The 19,333-nt window shown below is 70.2% G+C and carries 14 protein-coding genes; 8 read left to right on the forward strand and 6 right to left on the reverse strand.

The genetic code is table 11. The features are described from left to right. The first annotated feature begins 110 nt into the window (after positions 1–110). Both KLK06_RS37270 and KLK06_RS37275 read left to right on the forward strand, forming a co-directional pair. Complete coding sequence (locus tag KLK06_RS37270) at positions 111–296, forward strand: hypothetical protein (RefSeq protein WP_214640339.1); 186 nt, start codon at positions 111–113, stop codon at positions 294–296. Between the two features lie 116 nt (positions 297–412). Further along, positions 413–973 (forward strand): hypothetical protein, encoded by a 561-nt coding sequence (locus tag KLK06_RS37275; protein ID WP_214640340.1) that lies wholly within the window; start codon positions 413–415, stop codon positions 971–973. Positions 974–1,294: 321 nt separating this feature from the next. On the opposite strand, the gene KLK06_RS37280 is transcribed toward KLK06_RS37275, so the two are convergent. Continuing rightward, the gene (locus tag KLK06_RS37280; protein ID WP_214640341.1) at positions 1,295–2,518 is read right to left on the reverse strand and encodes a CynX/NimT family MFS transporter; all 1,224 of its coding nucleotides are present in this window, start codon (positions 2,516–2,518) and stop codon (positions 1,295–1,297) included. A gap of 174 nt (positions 2,519–2,692) precedes the next feature. Here KLK06_RS37280 and KLK06_RS37285 point away from each other — a divergent pair, with 174 nt between their 5' ends. Both KLK06_RS37285 and KLK06_RS37290 read left to right on the forward strand, forming a co-directional pair. Beyond that, positions 2,693–3,292: a hypothetical protein gene (locus tag KLK06_RS37285; RefSeq protein WP_214640342.1), complete on the forward strand. Its 600-nt coding sequence runs from the start codon at positions 2,693–2,695 to the stop codon at positions 3,290–3,292. A 2-nt stretch (positions 3,293–3,294) separates the two neighbouring features. Continuing rightward, positions 3,295–4,203 (forward strand): hypothetical protein, encoded by a 909-nt coding sequence (locus KLK06_RS37290; protein WP_214640343.1) that lies wholly within the window; start codon positions 3,295–3,297, stop codon positions 4,201–4,203. Positions 4,204–4,376: 173 nt separating this feature from the next. Here KLK06_RS37290 and KLK06_RS37295 read toward each other — a convergent pair whose 3' ends face one another. After that, positions 4,377–6,077, reverse strand: a complete 1,701-nt coding sequence (locus KLK06_RS37295; protein WP_214640344.1) for a glycoside hydrolase family 55 protein — start codon at positions 6,075–6,077, stop codon at positions 4,377–4,379. A gap of 416 nt (positions 6,078–6,493) precedes the next feature. On the opposite strand from KLK06_RS37295, the gene KLK06_RS37300 reads away from it, so the two are divergent. The 3 genes from KLK06_RS37300 to KLK06_RS63215 all read left to right on the forward strand — a co-directional run bounded on the left by KLK06_RS37300 (position 6,494) and on the right by KLK06_RS63215 (position 11,975). Next, on the forward strand, positions 6,494–10,384 hold the full coding sequence (locus KLK06_RS37300) for a metallophosphoesterase (RefSeq protein WP_214640345.1): 3,891 nt from the start codon (positions 6,494–6,496) through the stop codon (positions 10,382–10,384). Between the two features lie 60 nt (positions 10,385–10,444). Then, positions 10,445–11,578, forward strand: coding sequence for a HupE/UreJ family protein (locus KLK06_RS37305; protein ID WP_214640346.1), 1,134 nt, complete (start codon positions 10,445–10,447; stop codon positions 11,576–11,578). Positions 11,579–11,663: 85 nt separating this feature from the next. Beyond that, a complete protein-coding gene (locus KLK06_RS63215) occupies positions 11,664–11,975 on the forward strand; it encodes a hypothetical protein (RefSeq protein ID WP_374197175.1) in 312 nt (103 codons plus the stop codon). Between the two features lie 22 nt (positions 11,976–11,997). On the opposite strand, the gene KLK06_RS37315 is transcribed toward KLK06_RS63215, so the two are convergent. Next, positions 11,998–12,255, reverse strand: coding sequence for an acyl carrier protein (locus tag KLK06_RS37315; RefSeq protein ID WP_214640348.1), 258 nt, complete (start codon positions 12,253–12,255; stop codon positions 11,998–12,000). A gap of 173 nt (positions 12,256–12,428) precedes the next feature. Between KLK06_RS37315 and KLK06_RS37320 the strand changes: the two genes are divergently transcribed. Beyond that, complete coding sequence (locus KLK06_RS37320; RefSeq protein WP_214640349.1) at positions 12,429–15,641, forward strand: BTAD domain-containing putative transcriptional regulator; 3,213 nt, start codon at positions 12,429–12,431, stop codon at positions 15,639–15,641. Here KLK06_RS37320 and KLK06_RS37325 read toward each other — a convergent pair. The 3 genes from KLK06_RS37325 to KLK06_RS61855 all read right to left on the reverse strand — a co-directional run bounded on the left by KLK06_RS37325 (position 15,623) and on the right by KLK06_RS61855 (position 19,193). Then, positions 15,623–16,420: an ABC transporter permease gene (locus KLK06_RS37325; RefSeq protein WP_214640350.1), complete on the reverse strand. Its 798-nt coding sequence runs from the start codon at positions 16,418–16,420 to the stop codon at positions 15,623–15,625. The two genes, KLK06_RS37320 and KLK06_RS37325, sit on opposite strands and share 19 nt — an antisense overlap. Further along, on the reverse strand, positions 16,417–17,370 hold the full coding sequence (locus KLK06_RS37330; protein ID WP_214640351.1) for an ATP-binding cassette domain-containing protein: 954 nt from the start codon (positions 17,368–17,370) through the stop codon (positions 16,417–16,419). Before KLK06_RS37330 ends, KLK06_RS37325 begins: the two co-directional genes overlap by 4 nt. 221 nt (positions 17,371–17,591) lie before the next feature. Further along, positions 17,592–19,193, reverse strand: coding sequence for a phospholipase A2 (locus KLK06_RS61855; RefSeq protein WP_214640352.1), 1,602 nt, complete (start codon positions 19,191–19,193; stop codon positions 17,592–17,594). Positions 19,194–19,333 lie beyond the last annotated feature (140 nt).

A 19,333-nucleotide genomic window follows, 5' to 3' on the forward strand; every position in this document is an offset into this window, starting at 1 on the left:
GCCCCCCGGTGCAGGCTGCGACGTGCGGCAGCGGGACGGCGGCGTGTCGGCCGTACCCGGCCGCGCCGGGCGGGCGTGGGCCCGCTCGGGACCGCCGATTGGGAGGTTCTATGCGCGTCGTCACCAGAATGGCCGACCGGCTCCTTGAGCTGATCGCGCCGCACACCGTAGCCCGGGCTACCGACTGCGGCTATGAGTGCTGCAGCTTCCCGGCATTCACCGCGAAGTACTGCTGCTACTACCCGAACGGCCACGTGTCGTGCGGCAGTTGCCAGAAATACATCTACTGCTCGTAACCGCTGGGCCACGTAGCAGCCTTTCACGGTGACGCGCCCACCGCGATGACCGGTGCCCGGCGGTGGTCGGCCGCGGCCGGGCACACCCTCATGAGCTTTCGACACGGAGATGTCCTGTGCCTTACCTGATCGCGATCGTGGCCCTTGTCGGCGCCCTTTGCCTGGTGGACCTGCTGCTGACCCTCGGCGTGGTCCGGCGGCTCCGGGAGCAGACGAAGCTGATCGACGCGCTGTACGAAGCCGTAGGCACGGGCGCCCTGGGCGGGGCGGGCCAGAGCGGGGGCCTGGCCGTCGGTGAGGTCGTCGCCGATTTCGACGCGACGACCATGGACGGAACCCGCGTGACGCGGGATCTCCTGTCTGAGGGGACGGTCGTCGCGTTCCTGTCGCCGGACTGCAAGGGCTGCCACGAGCAGCTTCCTGAGCTGGCCTCCTGGGCGGCGGACCAGGACCGGTCACGGGTGCTGGCCGTGGTCGACGGCCGGTCGGGTGATCCCGAGCAGTTGATCACGGCCCTGGCACCCGTCGCGCAGGTGATCACGGAGGACGCGTTCTCGCAGGTCGCCGACGCGTTCCGGGTTCAGTCGTTCCCGAGCTTCTTCCAGGTGACCGCGGGCGGCAGGCTGCTCGCCACGGCGCCCCGGATCTCTCGGCTGCCGGCCGGGTCGCCGGCGTGACCAGCCGCGGGCCGGAGACGACACCGACGCCGCGAGTCCTGGCGGGATGCGCGGTACGCGCCGCCGTCGCCGACTACGGGCAGGACCCGCGCTGGCGCAAGGGCGTCGAGACGATGGCTCCTCACCCCGACGGGATCGTCCGGGTGGGTACGACCACCGCCGAGGTGATGCGGTTCGCGGGCCGGACCTATCGCAACGGAGGGGAGGTCATCGGGGTGGAGCCGGGGCGCTCGTTCGACTGGCGTACCACCTCGGGGATCGACGCCCAGGGCGGCAGGATCGTCGTGCCGCTCGGCGAGGATCGGTGCCGCTCTCCGCGGCTCAGTCGGTGCTCGGCAGCGGCCGGGCCACCCGTACACCGACCAGCAGCAACAGGCCGACGGCGGCCAGGATCCCGACGGCGATGACCGGCACCAGGGCCTGGTAGCCCATCCCGCCGGCCACCAGGCCGAACAGCGGCGGACCGAGCAACGACCCGAGGCTGCCCGCCTGGGCGACCACGCCGTTGCCGACATCAGCGTGGTCGAGACGCTCCAGCACCAGCGGGAGCGCGGCGAAGACGAGGGCTCCCAGGAACCCGTTCTCCATCGAGACGACCCCCGCGCCGGCCTGTACGGCTGCCACCGAACCGGGGCCGCCGTACATCAGCCAGGCAGCCGGTACGGTCAGCAGCCCGACCAGCCCCAGGACGCCGACCGGCGTGCCCCTGCGGAGCAGCACTCCCATGGCCAGCCCGCCGAGCACGCTGAGCAGCGAGATCACCGAGGTCACGGCGCCGGCGGCGGTGGCTGAGCGTCCGTGCTGCTCGATGAGGAGCGTGGGCAGGAGGACGATCACCGGAATGGTCACCAACGCGGCCAGGCAGAAGGCCGCGGCGAGCACCGCCGGCCACATCAGCGCCCCGGCGCGCGGGACGGGCCCGGCCGCGGTCTGCCGCCCGGCCCCGCGTGGCAGCCGTACCCAGACCACCAGCGCCATCACGAACGTCAGGCCGGCGAGCAGCCCGATCCAGCCGCGCCAGCCCAGAGCGGAACCCATCGCGCCCCCCGCGAGCGTGCTCGCGCCGATTCCCATCGGGACGAACGTGGCCCAGAACGACAGCGCCATGCTGCGGTCCCGCTCGCGGGCCAGCCGGAGAATGAGCGCCGGGCAGGAGATGGTGACCAGCACGTATCCGATGCCCTCGACGCCCCGGACGGCCAGCAACCAGGCGAAGTCACCGGTTGCCACGCTCACCGCGCTCGCCGCCGCGATCAGGATCAGGCCGGCGACCAGCGACCTCTCCGCGCCGAAGCGGCGTACCAGATACCCGGCGGGCAGGCCGACGGCGGCGCCCACGCCGACGACCGCCGAGATCACCCAGCCCAGCCGCGACAGCGACAGCCCGAGCTCGGCCGCCACCACCGGCCCGACCGAGGCGAACTTGCCGAGGCTCATCGCCGCGACGACCCCGCCGAGGTAGACGATGACGATCGTCACCCACGGCGAGCTCGGCGGGGATTCCACGCTCGGCTTCGATGTGGCGGGCGCTGGCTGGGGGTCCATGAGTCTCCTTCGCACCGTTTGGGGGAGCACTCCCGGATTCGATCATTGCCGGGCAGCCGGTGCCGTTCAACCCGATTCAGTCGCCCGTCGAAAGCAGAGTCGTCGCCTGGCGTACGCCTACCGTTGACGTAAATTTCCTGCTGCCGCCGCGCGTAGATCCCAAAGTGATCATCCATGCGCAAGTCAGCTCTCGCTTTACTCTTCGCGTTGGTCACGACCGCCTCGGCCGCGGTCACCATGGCCATTCCCGCGACCGCCAACACCTTCGGCTTCTACGCATGGCACCCCACCTGGTGCTGCCCCAAGACGGACAACCGCGACGTCTACTGGAACGCCTCCACCCTCACCACCAACATGCTGTACGCCGCCGACTACGGCATGGCCAACCTGGACTACCAGTCCGATCTGCGCATCGGAGGCTATGACAGCGCCGCCGGCACCCACACCGACGTGGTGATGTTCGACGCCTACTACGTCGACTACTGGGGCAAGGACTGGGACGGCTCCAGCACCGGCAAGAACCTCACCGGCTCCACCAAGTGCGTCAGGGTGCTGGCCCAGATAGGCGGCGAATACACCTGTGACCGGGCCGAGCTCCGCTTCGACCTGGCCGACATGACGAGCACGGCCGTTCGCAGGAAGACCGCCTGCCACGAGATCGGGCACAGCATCGGACTGGGCCACACGAACCTCACCTCATGCATGAAGGCCGGCACGTCCACCACCGCCACCTACAGCAGCCACGACCGCGCGCACATCAACGGAGCGTGGTGACCATGCGGAACAAGCTCGTCATCGCGGTCACCCTGGTCGCCGCCGTCATCACCGGAACCGCGGCCGGCGCCGTGGTCAACACCCCGGAGCAGTCGTTCTGGGCGCAGATCCGCTACGGCGCGAGCGCGGGTGACGGCGACTACCTGTTCGACTCGCTGGCCGACGTCACCCCCGGCGCCGCGGACTCGGCCGCCTTCAAGGCCTCCGCCGCCCTCGTCCAGGGCACGATCGTGGACATCGAGCCGGGCATCGCGTTCGCCTCCGACGACTCCGACGGTTCCTCCGCGATCGTCGCCTACGACAGTGAGGACGCCGCGATCCGGTACGCCAGCCTGGTCGTACGCGTGGACAAGGTCCTGGCCGGGCAGCTCGGCCAAGGCTACGCCGACGGGAAGATCAGACTGCAGGTCGAGCATCCCGCCACCTCGACACTGGCCGAGCTCAAGGACTCCATCGGCACGGCCGGCACGGGCCTCATGTACGTCCACAACCTGGCCGCGCGCCGGCAGCTCCTCGGCCGCCCTGTCACCGATCCCGCGCAACTGGCCTACGCCCAGTCGGTGCACGTGCCGATCGGCGAGGGCCTGTTCGTCGAGGAGTCGGCGGGCAGCCCCGTCATCGCCCCGCTCATGGACGGCGAACGGGCCGCGCAGCTCCTGGGCTACACCTACGTACCCGAGGATGAGTCCGAGCCCGCTCCTACGTCCACCTGCGACGACGACCTCTGCCCCCAGCCCACGCGCAAGCCGGACGCGACGGCCACCTCCGTGCCCGCCGGAGAGCCGGAGACCGCGCCCACGACGACCACCGCGCCCACCGCGGGCACGGCGCCGACCCTGTCCACCCTGCGCACCCGGCTGGTGGCCAGCGCCTGCGCCGAAGGCACGGCGGCCGACTCATCGGCGTGCTGATCTCGCCATCGGCGAGGACATGACCCGTCACGAGAACGCGGCGCCCAGGGTGCCCGTGACACGTTCCTCCTCCGCGAGCGCGCCCGCGAACACCGCGAACATGTCCGCGAGCAGGAGGAGCGGGTCGCGGGCACGCCGCTGCGCGTGGCCGTGTCGTAACGCGGGAGCGTCGGTTAGTCTGTGCGGTCGCGTTGGGCGGCGTACAGGTCGGTGACGCGGGGCGGTGAGCCCTGCTCGACCAGGAGGCTCTCCAGGTCGCCGGTGAAGTCCGGGGTGAGCTCGCTGGCGGTGCCGTTGGTGCCCTGGATGCCGACGGTCACGCTGCGGGGGGCCACGTCGGCGATCGTCAGGGCGTACGCGCTGCCGCCGGTGACCCGGACGTTCCAGTGCGCGATCCGGGCCCCGAACAGCGGGCCGGACGCGGCCGAGCCGCCGACGCGGCCGTTGTTCACCAGGGTGATGTTGGTCCGGGCGTTCTCGTACGGCAGTGCCCGGTGGGTGTCGAAGGTGCCCTCGGCCATCCGGCCGCGCCGCCAGACGTTGCCCGACGACAGGCCCTCCACGTTGAGGCCGTGGTGGACGGCGCCGGACGGCACCGGCACGGTGAACGCCTCGATCTCGAAGTCGTCGACGAGGTTGTCGTGCGACTGCATCCGGCAGGCGAAGCTGTGGTGAGCGGCCCGGCCGCCCACGGCGACTCTGGAGAGGGTGGTCGACTTGGCGGAGGTGAAGCCGAAGCCGAGGTCGCAGTTCTCCACGCGTACGTCGCTCGCCCAGCAGTCGTGCACGGCCTGGAAGCACACCCCGTTCGAGCCGGGATGTCTGTTGTGCGCGGTCATCGCGACCAGTTCGTTGCGGATGGTGAGCTGCTCGACGCCGCTGTCGTGGACGGTCGGGCCGATCGCGCGCAGCCGCGCCGGCCAGCCGGGGCGCAGGTCGTACTTGAGCGGCTGGGCCAGGACGACCAGACGGTCGCCGAGGATCGCCTCGACGCGGACGGGCCACTGGAGCGTGGCGTACTGGACGTACTGGCCGCCGGAGCCGGTGACGAGCTGCGGCGCCCCGCGCGGCCAGTCGTAGGACCGGGCGCCGGGGATGTCGCCGGCCAGATGGGTCAGCAAGCTCGCGTCCGGTGGGTTGTCGCACTCGAGCACCACCATGTCGCCCGCGCGCAGCCGACTGGTGCCGGAGACGATGAGTGTCCGCTCGCCGCGGGAGGCGGCGCCGGCCTCCGCGAGGGTGTCTCCCAGCAGCCAGCCCTCGGTGCCGGCGAAGTCCTCGGCCTCCGACCGGGCCCGCCGCTCGGCCGCCATGAACCAGATCTGCCCGCCGGTCCACGACCAGCGGCTGTTGCCGTTGGACTGCCGGGCCGGCCGGTAACCGTCGTCCAGCGTCCGGCTGAAGCGCAGCACGGTGGCGTCGCGCCCGGCGCCGCGCAGGACGACGTTGGACCAGTGCACGAAGACCGGCGAGGCCAGCAGGTAGGTGCCGCGTGGCACCAGCACCACGCCGCCGCCCCGTTCCCCGGCCGCGCGCAGCGCCGCGTTGAACGCCGGGGCGCAGTCCGTCGTCCCGTCCGCGCGGGCGCCGTGGTCGGTCACCCGGGTCACCACGTCCAGGCGCGGCAGACGGGCTCCGAGGCGGTAGCCCGCGCGGGATATGTCGGGTATCAGGGGGTGGGATCCGGGCGCCTGCGCCCACTGGTCCAGCAGCGCGGCGGACGCGTCCGGATGGCGGGCCGGCGCCCCCTCGGTCGTCGCGCGGGCGGTTTCGGCCCCCGCCACGGATCCGCTCACGAGCGCGGGCGCGGCGATGGCCGCCACCGCGCCACCGACGAGCGTTCGGCGGCTCAGCTTGGCGAGGTCCTGACGCATGGTGCTCCTCGGAGTCGAGCGGTGCGGTGAACTCAAAGATGGGATCTTTTGACTGTAATCCCATAGAATGTCGGGCCTGTCAACTGCCTTGCGCGGGGAAGTGGCGACTATACATCGGATGTTTTTCCGAAAAACTTGTCTCGTCCGGAGAGGTTGTCTGGACGTTCTGTAAGGACGTTCGATCTTGTGACCCATTTGCTCCTATTTCGTAATGGATGAGCAGAATCATCTGATCGTTTGCTTTCTCTTCAGCCTCTCCATGCACACCATTCACGGGTGCGCTCCAAAGTGTTCGCCGCAAGGGCACGTAAGGAAAGAAGGGACTGCATCTGATGCGGTCAGCAGCACGTAAATCACGGGGTGGTTTAGGGCGCCGATGGCGTCTCGCCGCGGTCGGCACGGTCGTGGCGCTGCTCATGAGCAGCCTCGTCACGTCGGCCTACGCCGATCCCGACCCGGCGCAGCAAGAGCGGGGACGGCCCAGCCCGACGCCCACCAGCTCCCAGAGCCCGGCGAACCCTCCGACGCTCACCCCCGTCAGCGGTTCCTACCTTGAGGGCAAGGCGAAGGTCGCGGCGGTCCCGTCCACGGCCGGTGACAGCGTCACGAAACTCGACATCGACGGCAAGGCGCTCGACGCCACCCGTACCGTGGGCGTCTCCAAGCTCAGCTTCGACGTCGGCCCGAACTCCACGGAGGCGCAGTACCACAGCTACGTGCTCGTCAACGGCGCTCACCGCAGCGACATCGGCGACTACGTGAGCACGCGGGCCACCATCGACATCCCCAACGAGCAGCTCGTCAAGGGCGAGAACACCGTCGAGATCGTCGTCGGGACGGTCCAGTCCTCGTGCGGCGTCAACTACGACGACTTCGTGCTGTCCGACGTCGGTCTCGTACTGCTCGGCGAGGTCGCGGACGGCGAGGACAACCCCTACACCCTCTCCTTCGGCGACGGAAGCTGCGGTACGAACACCTCGCTGCTGAAGCGCGCCACGCTCAAGTTCTTCGTCCAGTCCGACCCGCAGGGCACCACCGGCCTCGCCGCGGACGTGGACACGGCCAAACTGGACAACGGCGAGCACGCCATCACCGCCACGACCGCGGCCGGCGTGACCGTCAAGAACACCGTGACCGTGAACAACGCCCCGGCCGGCGCGCCGCGGCTGCTGCCCACGGACGGCACGCTCGTGGCCGGCACCAAGCCGGTCTTCGCGACCGTCCCGGCCGCCGGCGGGGACGGGGTCAAGTCCCTCACCGTCGATGGCGCCGAGCCCGTCACGAAGGCCACGCTCGGCAACGGCGCCGCGCAGCTCAGCTTCGACGTGGGCGCGGACTCGATCGACGACAAGTTCGACAACTTCCTGCTCGTCAACGGCAAGCGCGTCGACCTGGGCGGTTCCTGGGTGAGCCGGCGGGTGACCATCGCGGTTCCGGCCCGGTTCCTGGTGCCCGGCGACAACGTGATCAAGGTGGTCACCGGAGACTACAAGGAGACCTGCGGCAACAACCGCGACGACTTCGTCATCGCCAACCTCGCCCTCGCCCTGGACGGCGGCACCGTGACCGGCCAGGACATCAAGCCGTCGTACGAGATGGGCGACGGCACCTGCGGCAGCAGCCAGACCGCGCTGCGCGAGGCCGAGCTGCGCTACAAGATCGACGCTCCGGCGGTGCACGTCATGGAGACGCTCGGCTCGGGCAACGCGACGCTCAGCTTCAACGTGGGCAGCAACTCGATCGAGGCGCGCTACCAGAACTACGTGCTCGTCAACGGCCAGAAGGTCGTGCTCGACGGTGACTTCGTCAGCCGCCGCGTCGACTTCACGATCCCGAACGAGTTCCTGGTGCCCGGCTGGAACACGATCGACCTCGTGGCCGGCACCTTCCCGACGTCGTGCGGCAACAACCGCGACGACTTCGCGATCTCCAACATCGCCCTCACCCCGGCGGCGGGCACGGCGGCCGGTCAGATGCTCAAGACCTCGTACGGCATGGGCGACGGCAACTGCGGTGACACCGTGAACTCGCTGACCGAGATCGACCTCGAGTTCCTCGTGGATGCCCCGGCCCGCGGCCTGCGCGCCGACCTCGACACCACCGCCATCAAGGACGGCAAGCACACGCTGTCCGCCACGTCGGCGGCGGGCGAGGTCGCCACGCGGCTCCTGGTCACCGACAACTCGGCGCCGAAGGTCGGCAAGAGCGTCCCGGCCGCGAACGAGAAGATCTCCGCCTCGGTCGTGCTGGACGTCAAGCTCGAGGACGCCTCGGGCGTGGTGTCCGGGCCGGACGTCAAGCTCGACGGCCAGCCGATCGAGCTGGGCGCCAAGGTGGGGCCGGGTCTTCGAGCCGGTTCCCACACGCTGGCCGTGACCGGGGCCGACGGGCTCGGCAACACCGCGACCCGCGAGATCGTGTTCGAGTCCGCGGGCATCCCGGATGTTCCCGCCGAGCTGACCCCGGCGCTGGGGAGCGTCGACGTGTCCGACCCCGTCAAGCTGTCGGCGAAGGTCGCCGAGCCCGACGGCGGCCCGGTGACGGCGACGTTCTCGCAGGCCGAGATCCTCACTCCGAACCAGGTCTACCAGGGCACGGCCACGTCCCTCCCCACGACCCTGCAGGTGCCGGGCGAGAAGCGCGTCAAGGCCGACGGGCTCGACCCCGCCGACGGCAAGCTGCTCGACGCGCCGGCCGGTCAGGACATCACCTACCAGCGGTACGACGTCAAGGTGGAGGGGCACGTAGCCGCTCCGGTCCTGCGCTGGGAGGGCGTCATCGACCCCGAGCGCCTGGTGTCGCTGCGGGTGTGGAACACCAAGGACAAGGCGTGGGACCTCCTGACGAGTGCCCGCGGCGCCGCCGAGGGCAAGACCTCGCTCACGTCCGTGGTCGACGAGAAGTACATCGACAAGCGGCAGGTGCACGTCATGGTGACGGGTGAGGACCCGTTCGCCGACGACGTCGATCCCGGTGACCCGAACCACTTCGACGACCCCGCCTCGTACGACTTCTCGATCGTCCACTACACCGACACCCAGTACATCTCCGAGGGCGCGGTGGAGCAGGAGACGGCCGAGGAGCGCGCGGTGTGGGAGTCCGCCTACTCCGGCGTCGTCGACTGGATCAAGGCGAACAAGGACCAGCGCAAGATCTCCTACGTCGCGCACACCGGCGACATCATCGAGAACAACATCCGCAAGCCCACGGACGAGGCCACGCAGAAGGAGATCACCGGCGAGTTCGAGGTGTCGTCGAAGCAGCAGCGCGTGCTGGACGAGGCCAACATCCCCAACGGCGTGATCGCCGGCAACCACGACAACCAGTCGGGCACCGAGGACGGCCCGGAGGCGATCTACAACAAGTACTACGGCCCCAGCCGCTACCAGGACGCCTCACAGGGCTGGCAGCACGCCAAGTACGGCGGCCCGTGGAAGGAAGGCGACAACCAGAACCACTACGACCTGTTCTCCGCCGGTGGGCTGGACTTCGTCGTGGTCGGTCTGTCGTTCGGCGTGACGAGGGAGGAGGCCGAATGGGCCGACTCCATCTTCAAGAAGTTCCCCGACCGCAACGGCATCCTGCTCTCGCACGACTACCTCGTGCCGAGCACCAACCCCGACGGGCGCGGCGCCGGATTCACCGCCCCCGACGGCTCGATGCTGTACAAGACGGTGGTCGAGAAGAACCCGAACGTCTTCCTCATCCTCGCCGGTCACGAACACGGCGTGGGCACCAACGTGAAGCCGAAGGTGGGCCAGGTCGGCAACGGCGTCGTCGAGCTGCTGGCGGACTACCAGTTCTACACGGTGTCGGCCGACCGTCTCGGGCTCACCGAGATCGGCGGGTACAAGCCGGACGACCAGCTCCAGTTCGGTGCGAGCTTCTTCCGGCTGCTGCAGTTCAACGTCAAGCGGGCGGAGCTGAGCATCGACGCCTACTCTCCGCTGCTCAACGACTTCGGCGCCACCGAGTTCGATCCGCTGCGCCGCTACAACGGCCGCGAGGACAACATGGTGCTGCCGGTCGATCTCACCTCCCGCACGACGAGCTTCCAGACCGACTCCCTGGCGCTCTACAAGCCCAGCCGGATCATCGGTAAAAGCACGGTCACGTCGGGTCAGGTCGCCTCGGTCACCTGGAACCGCCTCAAGGACGACACGGCCTACGCCTGGTTCGTCGTGGCGCGTTCCGCAGGCGGCGGTGTGACCGCCTCCGAACCGAGCGTCTTCGTCACGAAGGACGAGCACGGCCGTCCCGGCAAGTGGGATGCCGACTCGCCCATGTACCACTGGTTCAACCGCTGATCCAGCGCCGCCCCGGACCCACGGTCCGGGGCGGCGTCCACCTCGATCTGGAGACTAGACATGCCCCCCAGGCGCTGGCTCGCCGCGGTGCTCCTCGCCGCCATCCTCGGCGGCGTGCTGACGGACCTGGTGCTTCCCGCTCCGGCGGCGGCGCACGACGTCACCACCACCGCCCAGGCCGAGGTGACCGGGACGGGCTCGAACGTCAAGGTGGTCCTCGACCTCGAGTACGACCTCCTGATGAAGTCGGCCTGGCTCTACGCCGAGGCCTACGACGCGAAGGAACGGACCGAGCAGCTCCGCCAGCTCAAGATCAACCGGGACGCCGTGACCGCGTACGTCACGGGCCGCTTCGCCGTGGCGTACGGCGACAAGCCGTGCGCGCCCACCCCGGTGGGCGACGCGGACGTGCGCCTGCGCGACAAGGTGGCCTTCGCCGTGGTCACCCTCACCTACGCCTGCCAGGGCGAGAGCGGGCAAGCCCACGCGATCTCCAGCGCGCTGTTCCCCGACTCCGAGTCCTTCGTCCACAGCACGAAGACCATCGTCCGGTACGACCTCGACGGCGAGAAGGGCTCCGGCGTGCTGGCCGCCACAGCCCCCACGCTGCGGGTCGGCGAGCACAAGGCGTCCAGCCAGATCGGCGAGTTCTTCCTGCTCGGCGCCGAGCATCTGCTGTTCGGCCTCGACCATGTCCTCTTCCTGCTCGCCCTGCTCATCGGCGCGCGCCGGCTCCGCGACGTCATCGTCACCGCCTCCGCCTTCACCGCCGCCCACAGCATCACCTTCCTCCTGGCGGCGATGGGCATCGTGGACGTTCCCAGCGCGATCGTCGAGCCGATCATCGCGGGCTCGATCATCGTCGTGGCGCTCGCCAACCTGCTGGGCCGGGCGGAAGACCGGCTGGGCAAGTGGCGGCTGCCCATCGTCTTCGCCTTCGGCCTGGTGCACGGGCTCGGCTTCGCCGGCGCGCTCGACATCGACCAGAGCGGCTCGTGGGCGCTGCTGCTGTCACTGCTGAGCTTCAACCTCGGCATCGAGGCCGCCCAGCTCGCGATCATCGCCGTGCTCTTTCCGCTGCTGGTGCTGCTGCGCCGGACGTCCGCCGCCCGCTGGACGGTGGCCGCGATGTCGGTCCCCATCGTGGCGGTCAGCCTGTACTGGTTCGTCGAGCGGATCCCCCTGCCGCTCTGACGGAAGGGCCGCCCGCTCGACCCGACCTCGAGCACGCGTTGCTACGAAGCGTGCAGGCATCGGGTCGACTGGCACACGCTCAACGGTGTCGCCGCACTGCCGGCCATCGCGCTGGCGACGACCGTCGTCGCGTTCGCCGTCAAGGCCGGCCGGAAACTGGTCCTGCTGTCGTTCAGCCCGCTCCGGGCGCGCGTTCGCCGTGCCGCCGCTCACGCTCGCCGCCGCGGCGGCGGGGGCGGACGGGGCCATCCTCGACGTGCACATCGACCCGTCCAGTGCGTTGTGCGATGCCGACCAGGCGCTGACCGTCGAGGAGTTCAAGAGCACGATGGTCGATCTGGAGCGGATCCTGGCCGTGCTCGGACGTCATGTCGCCCGGCACGGCCCGCATGCCTGACGCGGCTTGGTCGAGGGCCTGGTCAGACCGCCTGGATGAGGTACTGATTGACCACCTGGACGAGATCTCCGGGGGTGGCGGCCTTGGCGATGACGCTGTCGTCCAGCAGCACTCCGAACTCCCGCTCGATCCTGGCGGCCGTCTCCAGCACCGCGAGCGAGTCGTAGCCCAGCTCGGCGATGGACGTGTCGGCGATGTCGCCGGACAGGTCGACTGCCTCGTCCTCTCCGGCGCATTCGCGAAGGATGCGGGTGAGGTCGTCCATGGTGAACACGCGCATGGCGGAGGCCTTTCTCAACCGGCTTCTGGACACGTTTGTGGGCCGTTCTGATCCCAGAATCCGCGACGACGCTCAACGCGTGCTCGAGCCGCCTTAGATTGACCATCGTCGTTTTACCGAGAAAGATGATCTGTCAAATGCGCGCGTCCGCCGTGATATGAGATTCTTGCCCGGTGAAGGTCGCGGTTTTGGGCCCCCTGGAGGTCTCCGCCCCGGACGGCCGCCCGGTGGAGATCGGCGGCCCCAAGGTGCGTGCCCTTCTCATCCGTCTCGCCCTCGCTCCGGGGCGGGTCGTGAGCGTGGATTCCCTGATGGACGACCTGTGGGGGGAGGAGCTGCCGGCCGGGGTGGTCAACGCCCTGCAGTCGCTGGTCTCGCGCCTGCGCCACGCCCTGGCGCCCATCGGGACGTCGCTCGTCGAGTCGTTGCCCGGCGGCTACCGGCTCGCGCTCGCCGCCGACGACGTCGACGCCTATCGGTTCGAGCGGCTGGCCGCCGAGGGCAGACGGGCCCTGACGACGGGCCGGGCCGATCGGGCCGCCGACCTCCTGCGCGAGGCTCTGGCACTGTGGCGGGCCGAGGAGGCGCTGACCGCCGCCGCGCACGCGCCGTTCGCCGCCCCCGCCGCCGCCCGGCTGGCCGAGCTCCGGCTGAACGCCGTGGAGGACCAGGTGGAGTCCCGTCTGCGCCTGGGCAGGCACGCCGAGATCGTCGCCCCCCTTGAGGCGCTGGTCTTCGCCCAGCCGCTGCGCGAGCGCCCGCGGGCTCAGCTCATGCGGGCGTTGTCCGGGCTCGGCAGGCAGGCCGAGGCGCTGGCCGTGTACGCGGACGCGCGCGCGACGTTCGCCGCCGAGCTGGGCATCGAGCCGTCGGCGGAGTTACGGGATCTCCAACTGGCCATCCTGCGCGATGATCCCGGCCTGCGCCCGGCCCCGGCGCCCCGGCGGCGGGCCACCAACCTGCGCGCGCAGCTCACCAGCTTCGTGGGCAGAGACCGGGAGATCGAGGCCGTCGCCGCGCTGTTGTCCGGCAACCGCCTGGTCACGCTGGTGGGGCCGGGGGGAGTGGGCAAGACCCGGCTGGCCGAGGAGGTGGCCACCCGATTACGCGAGCGTCCCATGGACGGCGTCTGGATCGCGGAACTGGCCAGGGCCCGCGAACCCGGTGACCTGCCCACCATCCTCATCCAGACCCTGGACATCCGCGAGAAGGGCCTCCTCCAGGCCGCCGCGCCCACCAGGGACCCGGTGGAGCGGCTGATCGAGACGCTGGCCGACCGGCGCCCGCTGATCATCATGGACAACTGCGAGCACGTGATCGCCGCCGCGGCGGCGCTGGCCAACCGGCTCATCTCGGCCTGCCCCAGGCTGCAGATCCTGGCCACCAGCAGGGAGCCGCTGGGCATCACAGGAGAGGTGCTGTGGCCCATCCAGCCCCTGGCCACCCCACCCGAGCACGTGACGGGCACGGACGTGCTGGACTACCCGGCCGCGCGGCTGTTCGCCGACCGCGCGGTCTCCGTGCGCCCCGGGTTCGCCGCGGAGGCGTCAGCCGCCCTGATCGCCGAGGTCTGCCGCCGCCTGGACGGGCTGCCCCTGGCCATCGAGCTGGCGGCCGCGCGACTGCGCTCGATGCCGCTCGCCCAGCTCGCCGCCCGGCTCGACGACCGGTTCCGGCTGCTGACGGCGGGCAGCAGGACGGCTCTTCCCCGCCACCAGACGCTGCGCGCGGTCGTGGAGTGGAGCTGGGACCTGCTCGACGACGCCGAGCGGCTGCTGGCCCGCAGGTTCTCGGTCTTCACGGGCGGCGCCGGCCCGGAGTACATCCAGCAGGTGTGCGCGGGTGACGAGCTCGCCGCCGTGGACGTGCTCGATCTGCTCGCGGCGCTCGCCGACAAGTCACTGATCACGGTGGAGCTCACCGACGCCAGCGAGCAGGGCCGCTACCGGATGCTGGAGACGGTACGGGTGTACGGCGCCGAACGGCTGGCCGAGGCGGGCGAGGCCGAAGCCGTCGAGGCCGCGCACGTCCGCTGCTTCCTGGAGCTGGCCGCGTCGGCCGAGCCCTGGTTACGGACCGCGGAACAGGTCAAGTGGATGGCGCGGGTGGCGGCCGAGCACGACAACCTGTTGAGCGCGCTGCGCCGGGCGGCCAGGGCCGGGGACGCTGACACGGCTGTGCGGTTCGGGGCGGTGCTCGGCTGGTACTGGATGATCCGCGGCAATTACGTCGAGGCGCGGGCGTGGCTGGACGAGGCGCTGGCGGTGCCGGGGGAGTCGCAAGGGGTCGAGCGCCGGGTCGCCTCGGCGTACCAGGCGCTCGCCGCGCTCGTCAGCGGCGACCAGCCGCCCGAGCGCACGCGGGCGCGGCCCCCGCTGCGGGAGGAGCCGCGCCCCGGAGCGGATCCCCCGGCGGTGGTCCTGCTGGAACTGGTGTCCGCGATGCTGGCCTACGACCATGGCCGGCTCGTGGGGGCGCTGGAGCGGTACGCGGCCCATCCTGACCCGTGGACGCGGGCCCTGCTCCTGCTGATGCGGGCCTTCGCCGCCGAGCAGATGGGCGAGGGGGCCAGCGTGGTCACCCACCTGCGGGCGGCGCTCGACGCGTTCCGGAAGGTGGGAGACCGGTGGGGACTCATCACCACCCTGAACGCCCTGGCCGAGGAGCAGGGACTGCGCGGCGACAGCGCCGGGGCGGTGTGCACGTGCGAGGAGGCGCTCCAGGCGGCGATCGAGCTGGGATCGCCCGAGGAGGTGCTCAGCGTCCGCGTGCGCCTGGGCGTCGAGCGGGCCCGCGCCGGCGACGTGCCCGGCGGTCGGGCGCAGCTCATGGAGGTGCTCGACGTGGCCGAGGCCGCGCACGAGACGCAACTGCTGGCCCGCCGCGCGCTCGGCGAGATCGCCTGCCGGGCGGGAGAACTGGCCGAGGCGCGCCGCCAGTACGAGCTGGCGCTGGCCGGATTCGCCGCGAACGCCCTGGTGACCAGCCAGGTGCGGGCGCTGATCCTGATCGGGCTCGGCTGGACGGCCCTGGCGGAGGGCGCGGCCGACGAGGCCGCGGCGCTGTTCGGGGAGGCGGCCGGGTCGGCGATCGAGCACAGGAGCGCCCAGACGCTGGCCGGGGCCGCGGAGGGCCTGGCCGCGATCGCCGTGGCCGGGCGGGAGACGGACCGCGCCGCCGCGCTGCTGGGGTTCGCGACCCGGCTGCGCGGCAGCCTCGACCTCGGCAATCCGGACGTGGTCCGCCTCATCTCGACCGTCCGCGCCCTCCTGGGGGAGGACGCCTACCGGGCCGCGCACGCCCGCGGCATGGCGCTGTCCACGGAGGAGGCGGACACGCTCATCCCGGGCCTCCGCCCGCCAGGGGATCAGGTACGGCGGAAGTAGGCCCGTACGGCCAGCGGGGCGAAGACGATCACGATGCCGACGCCCCAGAGCGCGGTGTAGAGCACCGGCTCGGCCACCGGGCCGCCGAGCATCAGCCCCCGGGTCGCGTTCACCACCTGTGTCACCGGGCTGACCTTCACCCATGCCTGCAACCACGTGGGCAGCGTCTCGGTCTTCACCAGCACGTTGCTGATGATGGTCAGCGGGAACATCACGATGAACCCGATGCCCTGCACCGTCTGCGGGTTCTTCACGGTCAGCCCCACCGTGGCGGGGATGCAGCACAGCGCGAGCGCGAACCCCAGCGTCACCAGGCAGGCCGCCAGCCCGGCCAGCAGCCCGTTCTGGAACCTGAACCCCAGGATCGAGCCGAAGCCCACCAGCGCCACCATGGAGATCACGTAGCGCCCGGCGTCGCCGAACACGGCCCCGGCCAGCGGCGCCCATCGCGCGATGGGCAGGCTGCGGAACCTGTCGACGATGCCCTTGTTGGCGTCGGCGTTCAACGCGACCCCGATGCCCATCGTGGCGAACAGCACCGTCTGCACCATCAACCCCGGCACCAGGAACTGCAGGTACGCCCGCCAGTCCCCGGAGATCGCCCCGCCGAACAGGAACGCGAAGATGATCACGAAGACGATCGGCTGGATGATCACGTCGACGAGTTGCTCAGGTGAGTTGCGTACCTTGAGCAGGTTGCGCCACGTCAGCGTGCCGCTGTGCTTGATCGCGGCCAGCAGCCCGACGCGCTGCGGCTCCGCGATGGTCTCGACGGTCATGTCGCGGTCCTCTCCGGGCTCCGGCCAGTGGTGATCATGAGGAAGACCTCGTCCAGGCTGGGCAGGCGGAAGGCCAGCTCGCGTACGGCGATGCCGTCCTCGCCGAGCCGCCGCACGACGACCGACAGCAGCGCGGGGTCGTCCACCGTGACGGCGACCCGCGAGTCCTCGGCGTTGCGCACCGGAGCCGTGCCCGTCACCTCGGCGAGAATCGCCGCGGCCCGGTCGAGATGCGCCGGGTCGATCGGCCACACGTCCAGCGTCTGCTGGCCGATCTGGGCGCGTAGCTCGTCGGTGGTGCCATGGGCGATGACCCGGCCGTGGTCGACCACGACGATCCCGTCGGCGAGCTGGTCCGCCTCGTCCAGGTACTGGGTGGTGAGCAGGACGGTGGTGCCGTCGGCGACCATCTCGCGGATCATCTGCCACACATCGTTGCGGCTACGCGGGTCGAGGCCCGTGGTGGGCTCATCGAGGAAGAGCACCCGGGGCCGGGCGACGAGGCTGGCCGCCAGATCGAGCCTGCGGCGCATGCCTCCCGAGTAGGTGGACGTCAGCCGTTCGCCGGCGGCGGCCAGGTCGAAGTGCTCCAGCAGTTCCCTGGTCCGCCGCTTGGCGTCCGGCCTGGACAGGCCCGCGAGCCTGGAGATCAGCACGAGGTTCTGAATGCCGGTGAGATCCTCGTCGATCGAGGCGTACTGCCCGGTCAGCCCGATGCGCCGGCGTACCAGCGTGCCCTCGCGTACGACGTCGTGTCCGGCCACCCGGGCGCGTCCCGCGTCCGGCGGCATCAGCGTGGCCAGGATGCGTACGGCGGTCGTCTTGCCCGCTCCGTTGGGACCGAGCAGCCCGAGCACCGTGCCCGCGGGCACGGCCAGGTCGACGCGGTCCAGGGCGGTCGTCTCTCCGAACCTCTTCGTGAGGCCCTCTGCCTCAATGGCGTAGGTCATGATCGCCAGCTTGCCGGGCACGCCTGAGAGTCCGGGCACAGCGGCTGACAGCGGCTGACAGGCGCTGCCAGTCAGCGGCAGCCGGGGTCGCGGGCACTCACGGACGCCCGCCCGGTCGACTCGTACTTCCACCTACTGGAGCTGTCGGCGGACGGCTGAGGGAGCCGCGAAGGAAGGGGGCCGGATGGCGGGCGATCCCGCTCCGCCATCCGGCTTCTGGCTCAGGTGTTGTCCGCGCCGTTCTTGGGATTGCCGAGGCGGACGCCTTGGCGGTAGACCCACGCCCATCTCCTGCAGACGGGGCGTACCAGGACGAAGTAGGCGTTGCACGTCCAGTTCTTCAGCGTGCTGTAGAACACGTCGTCCACCTGGGACTTGCGGTACCTGTCGAGGTAGTACTTGTAGTGCTTGTAGGTGTTGCCGATCAGCCCGTAGCCATAGTCATGCATGTCACAGGCGGGGCGGAAGTCGAACCCCGAGGGGCGGTCCGGGGCGTTCGTGCAGTGGTCGTAGGTGATGCCGACGACAAAGCGCTTGCTGGGGAGCTGCTTCCACAGCGGCTTGTGCCAGCCGTTGTGCGCGACCCAGGCGGAGCAGCCGGCTCGCTGGTAGTACAGCCACTTCCAGGCGTCGTTGCAGTAGGAAGGATAGGCCTGGGGGTTGGAGATGTCGCCGGGGAGGAAGTCGCCCGGGGCCGGCGCGGTGGCGTTGGGGTCGTTGATTCCCGTCGCGCCCTGCATGGTATCGCCGGCGGTCGGGCGCGCGGTGTCGGTGGCGGTCGCGGTGGGGGCCGCGGTGCCTGCCGCGAAGGACAGTTGCCAGCCGCCGTCCGTGGGCGAGTCGATCGACGTCAGGCGGCCGATCTGGTCGTAGGCGTACGTCGCCGCGGGGGAGGTGCTCTGGGTGGGATCGGCCACGGTGCGGAGCAGGCCGTTGGGGTCGTATCCGTAGCTGGCCACGGTCTGCGGCGCCGCCGTGCCGGAGGTGAGCGTGATCTGCTTGAGCCGGCCCGCGAAGTCACCGAAGGAGGACGAGGTGGCCGTGGTCGAGGTGGCGTATTGGACGGTCAGTGTTTCCTCGGGGGTCTCCCCGGCGGCCGGTTCCTTGACGGTGCTGACGCGGCCCTGGGAGTCGTAGGTCACCGCGGCGGTGCCATAGGCGGTGTTGCCGGTGGCCGTCGCCCGCCAGGTGTCGGTGCCCTGCAGCCCGTCGATCTTGTTCCAGGTGTAGGTGAGGCTGAGCTCGGCATTGCTCTGGGCGAAGGTGTCGTCGCCCGTCTCCGTGGCGCCCTTGTCCATCGCGATCGTTTCGGAGATGGAGGTGCGCATGACCCCGGCCGTCGCGTCCCACCGGCTCGTTTCGGCGATCTTGGAGCCGTCGGTGCTCTCGTAGCGGTTGACGCCGCCGCCGTCGGGGAAGGAGACGCTGCTCTTGAACTCGTAGCGGGTCGAGTTTCCCTCGTCGAGCTCGGTGACGACGATGGCGCCGCTCTGGGTCTCCAGTTTCCTGTCGATCATCCCGCCGAGGAATTCGGCCTTCCAGCCCGGCCCGAACACCGCCATCTCGGGACGGGACGGCAGGGCTGACTGCGGCCGAGCCAGGTCATCGGCTCCGGTGGCCACGCCGTGCGAACGGCCGATCACACCGGCCGGCACGTCGGTTTCGCTGATCTTGAAGGTGTCGGTGTCGGTGAAGTACAGGCCCGGACCGACCTGCTGGACCACGTCTGGATCTGCCGCATTGGCGGTGGCGGCGGATGCCACGGGTGAAAGCAGCGGGAGTAACACCGCCGCGATGCTGATGGTGAATGTTAATCGACGCAACCGGAGCTCCTGAATCGAGGAAGTGATTTGATCAATCGGACATTAGATGACCAGAACTCGCTCGACAAGGGCCTGTACAAATGCATATGTCGATGTTCAAATTGCATACGGAGCCGTGCTTATGGACAATTTATAAATAT

It is taken from the genome of Nonomuraea sp. NEAU-A123, from assembly GCF_018603905.1.
In the GTDB taxonomy this organism is placed as follows: domain Bacteria; phylum Actinomycetota; class Actinomycetes; order Streptosporangiales; family Streptosporangiaceae; genus Nonomuraea.